Consider the following 14905-nt stretch of genomic DNA (forward strand, 5'->3'; position numbering starts at 1 on the left):
TCCTTGAGACGGACGATGCGATAAGCATTGCGGCTGCCATCGTCAAGCCGGCGCGGCACGCGCGAACAGCGCAAGGCCACGGGTGCCGCCAGGCGCGCCTCGGGCCGCGCCAGCAGCAGGACCACGTCCGCGTCGGCATGCGAGCAGAACCATTTCTCGCCATACAGGCGCCACTGGCCACCCTCCTCCCGCGCTATGGTCTCGATCGCGCCGACGTCCGAGCCGCCGGCCTTCTCGGTCATGAACTGGGTGCCTTTCCAGAGCGAGCCCAGGTCGGGTGACAGCATCCTGGGCAACAGCTTTTGCTGCAAGGCCGGGCTGCCGAATTTGCGGATCAGGTGGATCGAAGTGTCGGTCACGCTGATCGGGCACATCTGGCCGAACTCGGATTGGACGAACAGGTACTGGAAGGCGTACTTGGCCGCCGGCGGCAGGGGCGCGTCGCACCCCAGCACGCCCGCGCGGTGGCCCATGGCGTGGAACTGGAAGTCGGCAAAGGCGATGTGCTCCATCTCCTGGTACGCCGGGTGGTACTCGATCCAGTCGTGGTCTTCGCCCCAGCGGGTGCGCGCGTGCAGCACGGGGGCGTATTTATCGGCAACCGCCGCCAGCGCGTTCAGGCGGCCGCCGGACAGCTGGCCCATGCGCTGGAAATGCGGCAGCAGGTGCTGGTGCGCCTGTGCGGGCAGATAGACCCCCAGCAGGTCCCGCAGACCCCGGTCGAGCGCGAAGAAATCCAGGCCGGCGCAATCCGGCGCAAGGTGGCGGGAGCTTGTCGCGGTGTCGCCGGGGCGTGGGCTGGCGAATTCGGCGTAGCTGGCTTGGAAGGACATGGGCGGGTTCCGGGAAAAAATGGGAAAGGACAGAGAGGGCGGGCGCTTCAGATCACGCCGGCCGCGCGCAGGCGCGCCAGTTCCTCGGGCGCCATGCCGAGGCTTTCACCCAGCACGGCATCGGTGTGCTCGCCCAGCACCGGCGGCCCGCGGTGGTGGGTGAGCGGCGTGGCGGAGAACCGCATCGGGCTGGCAATGGCGGGACAGGTGCCGCCTGAGGAAAGCGGCAGCTCGACCTGGATGCCACGGTGCCGGACCTGCGGATCGGCGAAAGCCTGGGCAAAATCATTGATCGGCCCGCACGGCACGCCCGCCGCTTCCAGCCGTGCGAGCCAGGCCTCGGTCGTGTCCGTGCGCATGATGTCCGCAAGCTGGGGCAGCAGTGCGTCACGATTGACCAACCGGCCGCTGACCTTGGCAAAGCGCGCATCGGCGGCCAGCTCCGGCCGGCCGATGGCCTTGCAGTAGGCGGCAAACTGGCCGTCGTTGCCCACCGCCACGATCAGCTTGCCGTCGAGGCTGGCAAAGACCTGGTAAGGCACGGCATTGGGATGCGCGTTGCCGTAGCGGCGCGGGACCTTGCCCGACGCCAGGTAGCCCACGGCCTGGTTACTACCGAGCGCGAGCGCGCAGTCGAGCAGCGCCATGTCGATGTGCTGGCCAAGGCCGCTGCGCTCGCGCCACGCCAGCGCGGCCGTGATCGCCAAGCTGGCGTACAGGCCGGTGGCCATGTCGGCCACCGCCACGCCGAATTTCTGCGGGCCGCCTCCCGCGCCTTCATTGAGGGGATCGTCCGGCGCGCCGGTCAGGCTCATCAGGCCGCTCATGCCCTGGAAGACAAAATCGTAGCCGGGGCGATGGCGATACGGGCCGGTCTGCCCATAGCCGGTGACCGAGCAATAGACCAGGCCGGGATTGGCCTCGCGCAGGTCCTCGTAGCCCAGCCCATAGCGCGCCAGCGTGCCGACCTTGTAGTTCTCCACCAGCACGTCGCAGGTGGCGGCCATGCGGCGGATGATCTCCTGGCCCTCGCCGCCGTTGAAATCGACGGTGATCGATTGCTTGCCCCGGTTGGTCGAGGCGTAGTAGGTAGAGTCGCGGCGCGCCTGCCCTGCCTCGTCCGGCATCCAGGGCGGTCCCCAGCCGCGGGTCTCATCGCCGGCGTCGGGCCGCTCGACCTTGATGACCTCCGCGCCCAGGTCGGCCAGGTTCTGCGTGCACCAGGGGCCGGCCAGCACACGGGTCAGGATGTCGATGCCGGCGCGCGCCTTCAGCATCTCGCCGGCGAGATGCGCCGTCGATCCGTTGCCGTAGGAGGCATAGCTCAGGCTGCCAGGCCTGGCGCGCGACAGTTGCACCAGCTCGTCCATGGTCTTGGCCGGCAAGGCGGGATTCACCACGATCACGCTCGGCGCGGTGGCAATCAGCGCTATCGGCGCGAAGCTCCTGGCCGGGTCATAGTGCAGCTTCGGGTAGAGCCAGGGATTGATAGTGAGCGTGGTGTTGGTAGCCGCCAGCAGCGTGTAGCCGTCCGCGCTGGCACCGGCCACCTGCTCCGCGCCGACGATGGTGGCCGCGCCGGGGCGATTCTCCACGACCACCGGCTGGCCGAGCCTCTCGCCAAGGCGCAGGCCGATCACGCGGGCCACCACGTCGGTCATGCCACCGGCCGCATAAGGCACCACGATGCGGATGGGCTGGCGCGGATACGCCTGCGCGGCGGCCATGGTTGGCGTTATCGCAGCCAGCAATGGGGGGGTCAGCAAAACGACAAGGGTCTTCAGCTTCACGGCAGTCTCCCTGGTTCTTTTTATTGCGTGCCGCAGGCCGCTCGGTGTGATCAGGCGGTCAAGGGTGGGTACGCAAGCACCATTCTCGAGGCCGTGAATTTTCTCGTCCAATATCGTTTTTTGCGCTATTTATATGCATATTGAATCAATCCCCCGAGCCCCCCATGGACCTTCGACAGTTGCGCTACTTCGTGGCAGTCGCCGAGGAATTGCATTTCGGCCGGGCGGCCGAGCGCCTTGCGATCACCCAGCCACCGCTGAGCTTCAACATCCGCCAGCTGGAAACCTCGCTTGGCTTCGAGCTGCTGCGCCGCAGCACGCGGGAGGTTGCGCTGACGCCGGCCGGGCGCGTGATGTACCAGGAGGCAGTGAAGATCCTCGCCTTGGCACGCGACGCGCAGGGCCTGGCCGGCCGCGCCGCCAAAGGGGAAACGGGCACGGTGCACGTCGGCTTCGTGGGGTCAGCCATGTTGACGAACCTGGCTGTGGCGATCCGCGCGTTCGCCCAGGAACGCCCCGGGGTGGAAGTCGTGGTGCATGAGCTGAACAGCTTCGAGCAGATCGATGCGCTGCAGCGCGGGCTGATCGATATCGGCCTCGCACATCCGCGCGTGCTCCCGGCCGGACTGGTATCCCACGTGCTGCATGCCGAGCGGTTTATCTGCGTGCTACCGGCCAGCCATGCGCTGGCGGCGCAAGCGGAAGTGGATCTAAGGCAGTTGCAGCAGGAGGCTTTTGTCCTGTTCCCGCGCCATTTCGCGCCGGAATACCACGACAAGATCGTTGCCCTGTGCATGGGCGCAGGCTTCACCCCTAGCATCCGGCACGAGGTGCGCCACATGCTCACGATCGCCACCCTGGTTTCGCAGAACTTCGGGGTTTCGCTGGTGCCGGCATCGGTGCAGCTGGTGCAGTTGCCCAACCTGGCCTGCCGCCCGCTGGCAAGGCCGGGCCGTGCCTCCGAGCTGCATGGGGTCTGGCGCGCGGACGAACTGGCGCCTGCGGTGCTGGCCCTGCTTGCCGCGCTGGAGGCAGGCGGCGATGGCGAGGTCCTGCCGTAGGCGCCCTTGCCAGGGGCGCCTTGCCAGGGGCGCCTTGATGCTTCCTACTGCGCCGGCTTGGTCAGGTGCCGGCCAAGGATGATCAGGTCGCGCTCGAGGCGCATGCGCGATGGCCTGTTGCAGCAGGTAGCGCCCCAGACCCTGCCCGCGGCGAGTGGCGTCGAGGTAGATCGAGACTTCGGCGGTGGCGCCGTAAGCCGGGCGTCCGTAGAAGTCGGAAAAACTGAGCCAGCCGGCCATCCGCCCTTCACCGTCCTCGGCCACCCACAGCGGACGCCGCTCCGGCTGATGGTCGTCGAACCAGGCCTGGCGCGACTCCACCGCCACGGGCTCGGTGTCCGCCGTGACCATGCGCGAAGCCACGGTGCTGTTGTAGATGGCAACGATGTTGGCCAGGTCGCGCTGCAGTGCGGGCCGGAGGGTAAAGGCGGAATCACTCATTTTTGAATTTCTTCTGGGACAGAAACGCGAAAGCCTTAAAAAAATAAGCCAGATCAATGACTTAAATCATAAATCGAAGGTAAATTATAACGTTTGGCTGGGCCGGCCGGACTCAATGGTCTTGCCCAGGATCTCTTCCACCGCGCGGCGCAGGTTGCGGCCGTTGTCATCATCCGGCAGGTGGATCCCGATGCCGGGCGTCTTGTTGGGCGTGCCAACCGGCGTGATCCATGCCACCTGGCCAGCAATCTGGTACTTCTGCGGCCGGTCCAGCAGCGACAGCACCAGGAAGACCTGCTCGCCCAGCCGAAACGGCCGGTTACTCGGGACGAAGATCCCGCCGCGATGCAGGAACGGCATATAGGCCGCATAGAGGCCGGCCTGGTCCTTGATCGACAACGAAAGCACGTTGGGCCGGGAAGCCGCGCCCGGGACCGTCGGTGCCCCGATACCGCCCGCTGCGGCCAAGCCTGCGGCGCCGGGAACGCTAGCGCCCCGTGCCCCTGTTACTTCTGTGTTCATGACTGACCCCTTGTTACTGACTGTTGGCCTTCAGGCCATATTGGATTTGTTCGACCTACTGAAACAACTGCCGGTACTCAAGAAACACGGACTCCATCACCAGGCGAGCCGCCAGCGGATGGTTCTCGCTGCGGCGGTGGCCCACCAGCCGTGCGGAGAACGCCTGCAAGCGATGCGCATCGGTGGCCTGCGCGCAACGCGCCAGGGCAGCCTGCTCGCGCGGGAAATAGCGCGGCCCAGGGGCGGTGGCCAACCGGGCCGACAACAGATCGTACGTCCAGCGCTGCAGGATGCCAAGCACCGACGGCACCGGCAGCTTCTGCACCTGCTCGGCCGCCGCCAGCGCATCGAAGCCCGCGCCGGCGCCTAGCTGGCTCACCAGCCAGCGCTGCATCGGCTGCTCCTCGGCTTCGGCGGCATGCAGCGCGGTCAGCGGCGAGCCGCCGGCCAGCGCCAGCTGCGCCTCGGCGTCTCCCACACCCTGGCTGCCCAGCCAGCCCATGGCCGCGTCGGCCGTAGGCCGTTGCACGGAAAACTGGCGGCAGCGCGACAAGATGGTGGGCAGCACGCGGTCCAGCCGATCGGTCACCAGCAGGAACACCGTGGACGGCGGCGGCTCCTCCAGCGTCTTGAGCAAGGCGTTGGCGCCTTCATGTTGCAAGGCATCGAGCGGATAAACCACCACCAGGCGCAAGCCAGCGCGGTGCGTGCCGATGCCGACCGTTTCAATCAGGGCCCGCACCTGCTCCATGCGGATGACCTTGCTACACGGCTGGCCGTCGGGGCGCGGTGTCTCGCAGAGCAGCCCCTGGGCGAAATGCAGCGCCAGGTCCCGCTTGCCGATGCCTTGCTGGCCGTGAATGAGCAAGGCATGCGGGAGCCGCTCGCGCAGCGCGTTCAGCCGTTGCCAGTCTTCTTTCTGCCAGGGATAAAGCATGCGAATCAGTCAGTTAGGGTTGGAGCTTGATGTGACTACGCAGATGGCGCGAGCGATAGGCGACGGCGGGTTCGGTTCGCCCCATCACTATCACGATCTACGAATAATGATGCCAATTCAAAGCGTTGCGAGGATTTTTTCAAGCTCTACCTGAATCTCGGGAATGCTCCGGGTAGCATCGATGACCCGGAAACGCTGCGCGGACTCCGCCGCGCGGCGCAGGTATTCCTGCCGCGTGCGCTCGAAGAAGGTGCGCGATTCGGCCTCGAACTTGTCCGGCTCACGGGCACCGGCCAGGCGCGCGCTGGCGGTTTCCAGCGGCACGTCGAACAGCAGCGTGAGATCGGGCTGCAGGCCATCCTGCACCCAGGCTTCCAGTACTTCGAGCCGCGCGCGCGGCAAGCCTCGCCCCCCCCCCTGGTAGGCAAAGGTGGCATCGGTGAAACGGTCGGAAACCACCCAGTCGCCGCGCGTCAGCGCGGGCTCGATGACTTCGGCAATATGCTCGCGGCGAGCGGCGAACATCAGCAAGGCCTCGGTTTCGAGATGCATCTTGCGGTGCAGCAACAACTGCCGCAGATCCTCGCCAAGCGGGGTGCCGCCGGGCTCGCGGGTGGTGACCACGGATGCGGTGCCTGCCAGGCGGGCGCGCAGGCGGTCCGCCACCCACTCCACGTGGGTGCTCTTGCCGGCACCGTCGATGCCTTCGAATGTGATGAATTTTCCGCGCATGGGGAGACTTATTTGCCGCGCTGGTATCTATCTACCGCGCGATTGTGTTCGGGAAGCGAGTTGGAGAAATGGCTGCTGCCGTCGCCGCGCGCCACGAAATACAGTGCGTCGGACGGGGCCGGCGCGGTGACGGCGGCCAGCGAGGCCAGCCCGGGCAATGCGATCGGGGTGGGCGGCAGGCCGTTGCGCGTGTACGTATTGTAAGGGGTGTCGGCCTGCAGGTCGCGCTTGCGGATATTGCCCTCGAACGCTTCGCCCATGCCATAGATCACCGTGGGATCGGTCTGCAGCATCATGCCCTTCTTGAGCCGGTTGACGAACACGGCCGCAATCAGCGGGCGCTCGCCCTGCTGGCCGGTTTCCTTCTCCACGATCGAGGCCATGATCAGTGCCTCATAGGGTGACTTGTACGGCAGGTCCGGGGCCCTGGCGTTCCAGGCGTCCGTCAGGCGCCGCTGCATGGCGCGATAAGCATGGCGATAGAGTTCAAGATCGCTGCTGCCGCGGGCAAACAGGTAGGTGTCGGGGAAGAACAGGCCCTCTGGCGCCGGCTCCGGCGCGCCAATCGCCTTCATCAGCTCCGCGTCCGACATGCCGCGGCTGTCATGCTTGAGTGCCGGATGCGTATCCACGGCGGCGCGCATCTTGCGGAATTCCCAGCCTTCGATGACGGTCAGCACGTAATGGTTGACCTCGCCTCGCGCGATCTTGCCGATCACCGACAGCGGCGTGGCGCTGCTGTCGAACTCGTAACCACCGGCCTTGAGGTCGGCGCTGTGGCCGGTAAGCCGCACCAGCAGCGCGAACAGGCGGGGGTCCATTTGCACGCCACCGCGCTGGATCTGGCGGCCGACGCTGGCCACGCTGGAGTTCGGCTTGATCACCACCTCGATCGGCGAGGCAGACAGCGAGAGCGGACGATTGGCCCACCAGGCGAAGGCACCGGCGGCGGCAATCGCAAAAATCACGGCGACCAGCACCAGCCGCAGGAAAAGACGTTTCATGTCAAAGAAAAAGTAGCGGCGCACGATGCGCCGCGGCAAAGCCGGGCTCACACAGTGTCGACCATGGGCATCCCGGCTGAAATGGCGACAGCCTCATATAATACCGGGAGCCTTGCACCTTTAGCCCTCCGTAGCTACTTGCACCTTCCATCCGGCGCCCCCTGTGCGCCTCTTGCCTGCGATACCTGTCATGAACGCCCCTGCCCCAGACCGTGCCACCCAGTTCGAAGCCGTGCGCCAAAGCGGAGTCGTCTGCCGACCCGCGCACCTGGGCCTGATCCGGGTTGCCGGCGAAGATGCCGGCAGCTTCCTCCATACCCAGCTGACCAATGCCGTGGACGACCTGGCCGCCGGCACCGCCCGCCTGGCCGGCTACTGCTCGCCCAAGGGCCGCCTGCTGGCCAGCTTCCTGATCTGGCGTGACGAGGAAGGCATCGTCCTCCAGCTCTCCGCCGACCTGCAGCCCGCCATCCAGAAGCGCTTGTCGATGTTCGTGCTGCGCGCCAAGGCCAAGCTGTCCGATCTCACGCCGGCCCGCGCCGTGCTGGGCGTGGCGGGCGCCAACGGCGCCGCCGCCCTGCTGGCGGCTGGCCTGCCCGCCCCGGCCGAGCCCTGGGCCAGCGCCGCGGCCGCCAGTGCCACCGTGATCCGGCTGCCCGACGGCGCCGGCCTTGCGCGCTGGCAGGTCGTGCTGCCGGCCGCGCAGGCCGACCAAGTCCAGGCGGCGCTGTCGGCGCAGCTGGTGCCGGTGGATGCCGTGGTGTGGGACTGGCTGGAAGTGCAGGCCGGCGTGCCGCGCATCGCCGTTGCCACGCAGGAGCAGTTCGTGCCCCAGATGATCAACCTGGAGCTGGTCGGCGGCGTGAGCTTTCGCAAGGGCTGCTATCCGGGCCAGGAAATCGTCGCGCGCAGCCAGTACCGCGGCACGCTCAAGCGCCGCATGTGGCTGATCCACGGCGAAGGCGAAGTGCCCGCCGCGGCCTCCGAGATCTTCCGCCCCGAGGATCCTGGGCAGCCCTGCGGCATGGTGGTCAATGCCGCCGCCGCGCCACAAGGCGGCTGGGACGGCCTGGCCGAACTGAAGATCGATGCGGCGGGTGGCGCGCTGTACCTGGGCAGTGCCACCGGCAGCCCTGTGCGCGTGGGCGAACTGCCCTATGCGGTCCCCTTCGGCGACGCCGCCTGAACCCCTGGAAAACGCCATGAGCGACCACCTTTACGTCTATTTCCGGGTGCCGGAAGCCCGCGCCGACGAGGCCATTGCGCACTGGCACCGCTGGATGGAGACCGTTGCCGAGGCGAGCGGAATTGGTGGTACGCTCTTACGCAGGCCCGAGGCGCGCGACGGCATGCAGACCTGGATGGAAGCCTACGCCGATGTGCCGCCAGCCTTCGCCCAGCTGCTCGATGGGCTGTGGCGGCAGAGCGGCCTGCAGCCATGGATCAGCGGCGAGCGGCAGGTGGAGCGTTTCGTCGATATTGACCAGCTCTGATCGTGGCCGTGGCATGGCCCCGCCGCAGTGGCCCGCCAACGATGACATCGCGGCCGATGCAATGAACGTGGCAACCGCAGTGAATGCAGCAAAGGAAGCGCTATGTGCCTGATTCTGGTGGCCTGGCAATCGCACCCGGACTATGCCCTGGTGGTGGCCGGCAACCGCGACGAGTTCTACGCCCGCCCGGCGGCGCCCGTGCACTGGTGGGAAGACGCCCCCCAGGTGCTGGCTGGCCGCGACCTGGCGGAAGTGATCGGCGAGCCTGGCACCTGGATGGGCCTGGCCGGCGACGGCCGCTTTGCTGCCCTGACCAACTACCGCGCGCCTTCCGAGAAGCGCACCGATGCCCGCTCGCGCGGCGAGCTGGTGGCCGGGTTCCTGCGTGGCGACAGCGATCCGCAATCCTATCTGTCCGGGCTGGTGCCCCGCACCGGCGCCTACAACGGCTTTAACTTGCTGGCGTGCGACCTGCGCGAGCTCTGGTGGTACAGCAACCGCGGCACATCGCCCTACCCGCAGCGTCTCAAGCCTGGCATCTACGGGCTGTCCAACGCCTTGCTGGACACGCCGTGGCCCAAGGTGCGCAGCCGCGTCGGCGCGCTCGCCGAGACCCTCGCCGCCGACACCGGCCTGCCCGGCGCCAGCGTCGAGCCCTATCTCGACCTGTTGGCCAACGACCGCCAGGCACTGGACGCTGAGCTTCCGCGCACCGGCGTGACCCCGGAGTGGGAAAAGCTGCTGTCCTCCGCCTTCATCCGCTCGCCAAGCTATGGCACTCGCGCCATGGCTATGGCACTCGCGCCAGCACCGTGCTGCGCGTGCGCCACGACGGCCGCTTCGAGCTCAGCGAGCGCAGCTTCGACGCCACCGGCCGCACCGGCGAGGTGTCCTACCGCGGCCACCTGCGCGTTGCCCGCGACGCCGGCTCGGTGCAAGCGCCGCGCTAAGGCCAGCTGGCTCAGTACTGCCGGGCCACCAGTCCCGCCGGGCGCAATGCCACGTTCAGCGCCCGGATGGCGGCGGGGTCATTGCGCACGGCCAGCAGCCACGCATCCTCGAAATGCCCGATCTCCAGCAACTGCACGCCATGCGGCGCCAGTTCGCGATTGACGTGTGCCAGGTAGAGCGCGGCCGGCTCCATATCGAAATCGTTGTCGTCGCCGCCTAGGGGAATGCCGTCCTCGTCGTAGAGATCGTCGACATCGATAGCCAAGACACCGGCCGCGCGCAGCGTCCCGAGCCGCGCCACGGCTTGCACGCCCAGCGTGCTGAAATCCCGCCAGTCCACCTTCACCAGGCAGTGCTCCGCCAGCCAGGGATGCAGCCACGCCGACAGCAGGTCTTCGCCGGCGGGCGGCTCGCCAGACGGTGCGCGGGCAAGGTCCAGGGCGGGCGTGGCATCGGCCAGGGCCTGGAGCAGGCGGGAACGGATTTCAGACATAGACAAGATCAACGCGAAAGCGACGGCAAAAACAAAGATCGCGATGGTACAGCGTAGACGGCCGGCTGCAAGCCCCGCGTGCTATCGCACCAGTCAGGCAACTGCCGCCAGCCTGGCCGGCAGCGCGGTCCGGACCGCCTCGCTCACGATGCTTGCCAGGCGGGCGGCGGGCGCCTCCAGCTCGGCATCCTTGCGGTAAAGCGCCAGTGCCAGCGAGGGCAGTTCCGGCAGCCCGGCCTCGCCCGGCTCCCAAGCCCTGACCGATGGCGGCAAGCCCATGTCCGTGCGGATGGTCAGCCCCAGCCCGGCTGCCGCCCCGGCCCACAAACCGCCCAGGCTCGCGCTGCTGAAGGCCACGCGCCAGGCAATGCCGGCACGGTCCAGCGCGGCTGTGCCGGCCGAGCGGAAACGGCACGGCGGCTCGAACGCCACCAGCGGCAGCGGGCCGCTGCCTTGCCACGGCACGCGCGTGGCGGCGGGGCCGATCCAGCGCATCGGCAACATGGCTACCTGCTCCATGTGCGGCATCCGCACGCCGTCGTCCCAGGCCAGCGCCAGGTCCAGCCGGCCAGCGGCCACGCTGTCCAGCAACTCGACATTGCGCGCCACGCGGGCCTCGATCTTGACCTTGGGATGCGCGCGGGCGAACCGGCCCAGCACCTCGGGCAGCAGCACCTCGCCGAAGTCCTGCTGCAGGCCGAACCGCACCCACCCTTCCAGCGCGACGCCGTGCACGGCGGCGGCAGCCTCGTCGTTGAGTTCCAGCAGCCTGCGCGCATAGGCCAGCATGGTCTCGCCGGCCTCGGTCAGCGCCAGGCCCCGCCCGGCCTTGCGAAAGATTGCCGTGCCTGCCTGCTCTTCCAGTTTCTTGAGTTGCGCACTGACCGCCGAGGTCGAGCGGCCGAGCCGGTCGGCGGCTCGCGCATAGCTGCCAAGCTCCATGCCCGCCACGAAGCTGCGCAGCACATCCAGGTCGAAGTTCAGCAATGCCATCGCAAACAATCCTGTTATTTGGAATGTTGAGTCAATAATTATCTGATATTCAGGACTATTCTGGGGCGGCAGAATCGGAGCGTCAAGGCCACAAGTGCCACTTTCCGAAGGATGACCCCGTGTCCCGCACTCCCTCCCTGCTTCCGTTCGCCGCTGCGCCAGGCCATGCCGGCGCGGCCCCTGTCCCATGCCACGGCCCACGCCACGGCCCGGGCCATCGCTGGAAAGTGCTGGCCATCGGCGTTGGCATGATGGGGCTCGGCATTGCGCTGAGCGAAGTGCCATGGGGCCTGCTGACCGATCGCTGGGGCGACCGCCGCGTGCTGCTGACCGGCTTGCTGGCCACTGCGCTGTGGCTCGTGCTGATGGCGGCGTTCGTGGCGCCGCGGCCGGGCCATGTCCCCGGCAACGCCGCGCTGGCGCTGGGCTTGCTGGCGTTGGGCCTGCAGGGCGGCAGCGTCAACGGCTCCAGCGGGCGCGCCGTGATGGCGTGGTTCCGCGAAGGCGAACGCGGGCTCGCCATGAGCATCCGCCAGACCGCGGTGCCCGCCGGCGGCGGCATCGGCGCGCTAACCTTGCCGATGCTGGCGCAGGCCTTTGGCTTTGCCGCGGTCTATGGCGTGCTGGCCGCGCTCTGCGGCGTCACCGTTGTCTTCGCCTGGCGCTGGATGCATGAGCCGCCGGCCGACCCTGCGCGCGCCGTGGCGCCGGCAAGCGGCCCGGCCGGCAAGGCAGGGCCCGGACCGCTGGGGAACCTGCAAGTCTGGCGGCTGGTGAGCGGCATGGGCCTGATGTGCGTGCCGCAAGTGGCCGTACTGACCTTCGCCACCATCTTCCTGCACGATTTCAGCCGGATCGGCATTGCCGCGGCCGGCCTGACGGTGGCAGCGGTGCAGGTCGGGGCCGCCGCCATGCGGGTATGGAGCGGGCGCTGGACCGACCGCCACGGCAACCGCCGCGCCTACATGCGCGCTTGCAGCTTGCTGACCCTGCTGGTGTTCGCTACGCTGGCCGGGCTGACATGGCTGTGCGCCGCCGCACCGGGCCGGCACGCCGTGCTCACGCCGGCGCTGATGGCTTGCCTGGTGCTCGGCGGCATCTGCACGTCGGCCTGGCATGGCGTCGCCTTCACCGAGCTGGCGACGATCGCGGGCGCCAGCCGCGCGGGCACGGCACTCGGGCTGGGCAATACCTTCGCGTTCGCGGGCTTTTTCCTGGTACCGATGGCGATCCCGGTGGTGGCCGCCGGCTATGGCTGGCCGGCGGTCTGGCTGGCGGCCAGCGGCAGCGCGCTATTGGCGCGGCCCTTGTTCGCGCGGCAGGCCCGCGCCTGAAAACAAGCCTTTAGCGCAGCGATTTGCGCATTTCGAGGTGAGCAATGCCAGCCTCCTCGAATTCCTCGCCCACCTGCGCGAAACCCACGCGCGCGTAGAACGGTGCCGCGTAGCTTTGCGCATTGAGCACCAGCTCGGGGTAGCCAAGCTCCGCGGCCTTGGCCATCAGCGCATCCAGCACCATGGCGCCGACCCCGCTGCCGCGTGCGGGCTTGAGCACCGCCATGCGGCCGATGTGGCCATCCGGCAGCAGGCGGCCGGTGGCCAGCGCGCTGCCGTCTTCGGCCACCGCGAGAGCGTGCCAGCTCGGCTCATCCCACTCGTCCCATTCCAGCTCCACCGGCACGCCCTGCTCTTCGACGAAGACGGCGTAGCGGATGGCGCGCGCGGTGTCGCGCACTTCGGACCAGGGGGCGAGGCGGATGGTGATCGTCATGATGTTCAAGGCAAAAAGCGATGGAAAAACGCCCCGAGGGGCGGCCGCCATGATACTCCGGCCAAGGCGCAGCAAGCATCGCCCGCAATTGCTGCACCGCCGCATGACCAGGGTAAGGGTAATTCCCGATCGGCATTCGTCCCGTCAAATTTGTATGATGACCATATTACCTAATCACATGAGGCCTTCCGTGTTCCAGAAAGTCCCGGCCAGAGCCCTGACAGACACCGTGGCCGAACAGCTGCTGGAGAAGATCGATAGCGGCGCCTTCGGCCGCGGCGACAAGCTGCCCACCGAAGCCGTGCTGTCCGAGGAATTCGGCGTCAGCCGCACCGTGATACGCGAAGCCATCGCCCGGCTGCGCCACGAGGGCGTGGTGGAAGCGCGCCAGGGCAGCGGCGTGTTCGTCACCGAGCAGGCCGGCATCCGGCCGCTGCGCATCGACTACACCGATGTGGCCACGCTCGAATCGGTGTTGCATATCGTGGAGTTGCGCCGGGCCATCGAGGCCGAGGTGGCGGCACAGGCGGCACGGGACCGCACCGACGCCAGCATGATGGCCATCGATGCCGCACTCGCCCGCATTGATGCCGAGGAGGCTGCCGGCGGCGATGGCGTAGCCGCCGACGTGGCCTTTCACCGCACCATCGCCGAAGCCACCGGCAACCCGTTCTTTCTCAAGACGCTGGCGTTCCTGAGCCAGTATCTCGAGACCGCCACCCGCGTGACCCGTACCAACGAGGCACGCCGCGCGGACTTCTCGCGCCAGGTGCGCGAGGAGCACCAGGCCATCGTGGCCGCCATCCGCGCCGGCGACGCACTGGCCGCGCGCAACGCGGCCGAAACCCATATGTACAACGCGGCGCGGCGGCTGTCCCATGGCGGGCAACCCGACAGCGCCTCCGGCCTTGCCGACGCCCCCGCGCGCGGCCTCCCCCACTGAACCACGCATCACCGCCCTCCCGGCAGGAGTCTTCATGAGCAAATCAATTGGCGTCATCGGCCTCGGCGCGATGGGCAACGGCGTCGCCCACAGCCTGCTGCGCGCCGGCTTCAAGGTGCATGCCTGCGACCTGCGGCCCGAGGTGCTGCAGCGCTTTGCCGATGCGGGGGGCATCCCCTGCGCCAGCCCGGCGGAGCTCGGCGGCAAATGCGATGTGGTGGTGACGCTGGTGGTCAACGCCGCGCAGACCGAGGCCGTGCTGTTCGGCGAACAAGGCGCGGCCAGCGGCCTGCGCCCTGGCACGCTGGTCATTGCCAGCGCGACCGTGCCGCCAAGTTTCGCCGAGGCGCTGGGCAAGCGGCTGGGCGAGCGTGGCATCCTGCTGCTCGACGCGCCGGTCTCCGGCGGCGCCGCCCGCGCCGCCAGCGGCGAAATGACCATGATGACCTCGGGCCCGGCCGAAGCCTATGCGCTGGCCGACGACGTGCTGGCCGCCATGGCCGGCAAGGTCTACCGCCTGGGCGACGCGCATGGCGCCGGCTCCAAGGTGAAGATCATCAACCAGTTGCTGGCTGGCGTGCATATCGCGGCGGCCGCCGAAGCGATGGCGCTGGGCCTGCGTGAAGGCGTGGATGCCGATGCCCTGTATGAGGTCATCACCCACAGCGCGGGCAATTCGTGGATGTTCGAGAACCGCGTGCCGCATATCCTGTCGGGCGACTACACACCGCTGTCCGCGGTCGACATCTTCGTCAAGGATCTTGGCCTGGTGCTCGATACCGCGCGCACCAGCAAATTCCCGCTGCCGCTGTCGGCCGCGGCGCACCAGATGTTCATGATGGCATCCAGCGCGGGACACGGCGGCGAAGATGATGCCGCCGTGATCAAGATTTTCCCCGGCATCGAACTGCCGGCGAAGAAGGCTGAGTGAGGCGAGCCAGG

The 14905-nt window shown here is 67.9% G+C and carries 15 protein-coding genes and 2 pseudogenes; 7 read left to right on the forward strand and 10 right to left on the reverse strand.

Annotated features, from left to right (window positions below):
- A partial coding sequence (locus OR16_RS23845) for an acyl-CoA dehydrogenase family protein (RefSeq protein WP_006160626.1) occupies positions 1-833 on the reverse strand: 833 nt, incomplete at its 3' end.
- A 47-nt stretch (positions 834-880) separates the two neighbouring features.
- Positions 881-2560 carry a tripartite tricarboxylate transporter substrate-binding protein gene (locus OR16_RS23850; protein ID WP_006160628.1) on the reverse strand — a complete coding sequence of 560 codons (1680 nt, stop codon included), beginning with the start codon at positions 2558-2560 and terminating at the stop codon, positions 881-883.
- Positions 2561-2787: 227 nt separating this feature from the next.
- Between OR16_RS23850 and OR16_RS23855 the strand changes: the two genes are divergently transcribed.
- Entirely contained in the window at positions 2788-3684 is an 897-nt protein-coding gene (locus tag OR16_RS23855) for a LysR family transcriptional regulator (RefSeq protein WP_006160629.1), read from the forward strand.
- Positions 3685-3780: 96 nt separating this feature from the next.
- Here the strand turns inward: OR16_RS23855 and OR16_RS41750 are convergent.
- The 5 genes and pseudogenes from OR16_RS41750 to mltG all read right to left on the reverse strand — a co-directional run.
- Positions 3781-4125: pseudogene (locus tag OR16_RS41750) on the reverse strand (N-acetyltransferase family protein); the annotation flags it as partial.
- Between the two features lie 84 nt (positions 4126-4209).
- Positions 4210-4647 (reverse strand): PilZ domain-containing protein, encoded by a 438-nt coding sequence (locus OR16_RS23860; protein ID WP_237717190.1) that lies wholly within the window; start codon positions 4645-4647, stop codon positions 4210-4212.
- A gap of 55 nt (positions 4648-4702) precedes the next feature.
- A complete protein-coding gene (locus OR16_RS23865; protein WP_006160631.1) occupies positions 4703-5584 on the reverse strand; it encodes a DNA polymerase III subunit delta' in 882 nt (293 codons plus the stop codon).
- Between the two features lie 117 nt (positions 5585-5701).
- Complete coding sequence (gene tmk, locus OR16_RS23870) at positions 5702-6316, reverse strand: dTMP kinase (RefSeq protein ID WP_006160632.1); 615 nt, start codon at positions 6314-6316, stop codon at positions 5702-5704.
- Positions 6317-6324: 8 nt separating this feature from the next.
- The gene (gene mltG, locus OR16_RS23875) at positions 6325-7320 is read right to left on the reverse strand and encodes an endolytic transglycosylase MltG (protein ID WP_043420856.1); all 996 of its coding nucleotides are present in this window, start codon (positions 7318-7320) and stop codon (positions 6325-6327) included.
- Between the two features lie 190 nt (positions 7321-7510).
- On the opposite strand from mltG, the gene OR16_RS23880 reads away from it, so the two are divergent.
- The 3 genes and pseudogenes from OR16_RS23880 (at position 7511) to OR16_RS23890 (ending at position 9763) form a co-directional block, all read left to right on the forward strand.
- The gene (locus tag OR16_RS23880; RefSeq protein ID WP_006160634.1) at positions 7511-8506 is read left to right on the forward strand and encodes a YgfZ/GcvT domain-containing protein; all 996 of its coding nucleotides are present in this window, start codon (positions 7511-7513) and stop codon (positions 8504-8506) included.
- A gap of 16 nt (positions 8507-8522) precedes the next feature.
- Positions 8523-8813, forward strand: coding sequence for a DUF4936 family protein (locus tag OR16_RS23885; RefSeq protein ID WP_006160635.1), 291 nt, complete (start codon positions 8523-8525; stop codon positions 8811-8813).
- 102 nt (positions 8814-8915) lie between these two features.
- Positions 8916-9763 (forward strand): annotated as a pseudogene (locus OR16_RS23890) (NRDE family protein).
- An 11-nt stretch (positions 9764-9774) separates the two neighbouring features.
- On the opposite strand, the gene OR16_RS23895 reads toward OR16_RS23890, so the two are convergent.
- A complete protein-coding gene (locus OR16_RS23895; RefSeq protein ID WP_043420850.1) occupies positions 9775-10257 on the reverse strand; it encodes a hypothetical protein in 483 nt (160 codons plus the stop codon).
- Between the two features lie 93 nt (positions 10258-10350).
- On the reverse strand, positions 10351-11250 hold the full coding sequence (locus OR16_RS23900) for a LysR substrate-binding domain-containing protein (protein ID WP_006160637.1): 900 nt from the start codon (positions 11248-11250) through the stop codon (positions 10351-10353).
- Positions 11251-11498: 248 nt separating this feature from the next.
- Between OR16_RS23900 and OR16_RS23905 the strand changes: the two genes are divergently transcribed.
- Entirely contained in the window at positions 11499-12584 is a 1086-nt protein-coding gene (locus OR16_RS23905) for an MFS transporter (protein WP_081488877.1), read from the forward strand.
- Between the two features lie 10 nt (positions 12585-12594).
- Here OR16_RS23905 and OR16_RS23910 read toward each other — a convergent pair whose 3' ends face one another.
- The gene (locus OR16_RS23910; RefSeq protein WP_043420857.1) at positions 12595-13020 is read right to left on the reverse strand and encodes a GNAT family N-acetyltransferase; all 426 of its coding nucleotides are present in this window, start codon (positions 13018-13020) and stop codon (positions 12595-12597) included.
- A gap of 190 nt (positions 13021-13210) precedes the next feature.
- On the opposite strand from OR16_RS23910, the gene OR16_RS23915 reads away from it, so the two are divergent.
- Together OR16_RS23915 and ltnD are read left to right on the forward strand one after the other, a co-directional pair.
- Positions 13211-13963, forward strand: coding sequence for a FadR/GntR family transcriptional regulator (locus OR16_RS23915; protein WP_006160643.1), 753 nt, complete (start codon positions 13211-13213; stop codon positions 13961-13963).
- 34 nt (positions 13964-13997) lie between these two features.
- Positions 13998-14894 carry an L-threonate dehydrogenase gene (ltnD, locus tag OR16_RS23920; RefSeq protein ID WP_006160645.1) on the forward strand — a complete coding sequence of 299 codons (897 nt, stop codon included), beginning with the start codon at positions 13998-14000 and terminating at the stop codon, positions 14892-14894.
- Positions 14895-14905 lie beyond the last annotated feature (11 nt).

The organism is Cupriavidus basilensis OR16 (assembly GCF_000243095.1).
In the GTDB taxonomy this organism is placed as follows: Bacteria; Pseudomonadota; Gammaproteobacteria; order Burkholderiales; family Burkholderiaceae; genus Cupriavidus; species Cupriavidus basilensis_D.

Coding starts and splice junctions, on each gene's coding strand:
- OR16_RS23895 (WP_043420850.1), bottom strand. CDS start 10,257: ATGTCTGAAATCCGTTCCCGCCTGCTCCAGGCCCTGGCCGATGCCACG.
- OR16_RS23900 (WP_006160637.1), bottom strand. CDS start 11,250: ATGGCATTGCTGAACTTCGACCTGGATGTGCTGCGCAGCTTCGTGGCG.
- OR16_RS23905 (WP_081488877.1), top strand. CDS start 11,499: ATGATGGGGCTCGGCATTGCGCTGAGCGAAGTGCCATGGGGCCTGCTG.
- OR16_RS23855 (WP_006160629.1), top strand. CDS start 2,788: ATGGACCTTCGACAGTTGCGCTACTTCGTGGCAGTCGCCGAGGAATTG.
- ltnD (WP_006160645.1), top strand. CDS start 13,998: ATGAGCAAATCAATTGGCGTCATCGGCCTCGGCGCGATGGGCAACGGC.
- OR16_RS23865 (WP_006160631.1), bottom strand. CDS start 5,584: ATGCTTTATCCCTGGCAGAAAGAAGACTGGCAACGGCTGAACGCGCTG.
- OR16_RS23910 (WP_043420857.1), bottom strand. CDS start 13,020: ATGACGATCACCATCCGCCTCGCCCCCTGGTCCGAAGTGCGCGACACC.
- mltG (WP_043420856.1), bottom strand. CDS start 7,320: ATGAAACGTCTTTTCCTGCGGCTGGTGCTGGTCGCCGTGATTTTTGCG.
- OR16_RS23850 (WP_006160628.1), bottom strand. CDS start 2,560: ATGGCCGCCGCGCAGGCGTATCCGCGCCAGCCCATCCGCATCGTGGTG.
- OR16_RS23885 (WP_006160635.1), top strand. CDS start 8,523: ATGAGCGACCACCTTTACGTCTATTTCCGGGTGCCGGAAGCCCGCGCC.
- OR16_RS23880 (WP_006160634.1), top strand. CDS start 7,511: ATGAACGCCCCTGCCCCAGACCGTGCCACCCAGTTCGAAGCCGTGCGC.
- tmk (WP_006160632.1), bottom strand. CDS start 6,316: ATGCGCGGAAAATTCATCACATTCGAAGGCATCGACGGTGCCGGCAAG.
- OR16_RS23860 (WP_237717190.1), bottom strand. CDS start 4,647: ATGAACACAGAAGTAACAGGGGCACGGGGCGCTAGCGTTCCCGGCGCC.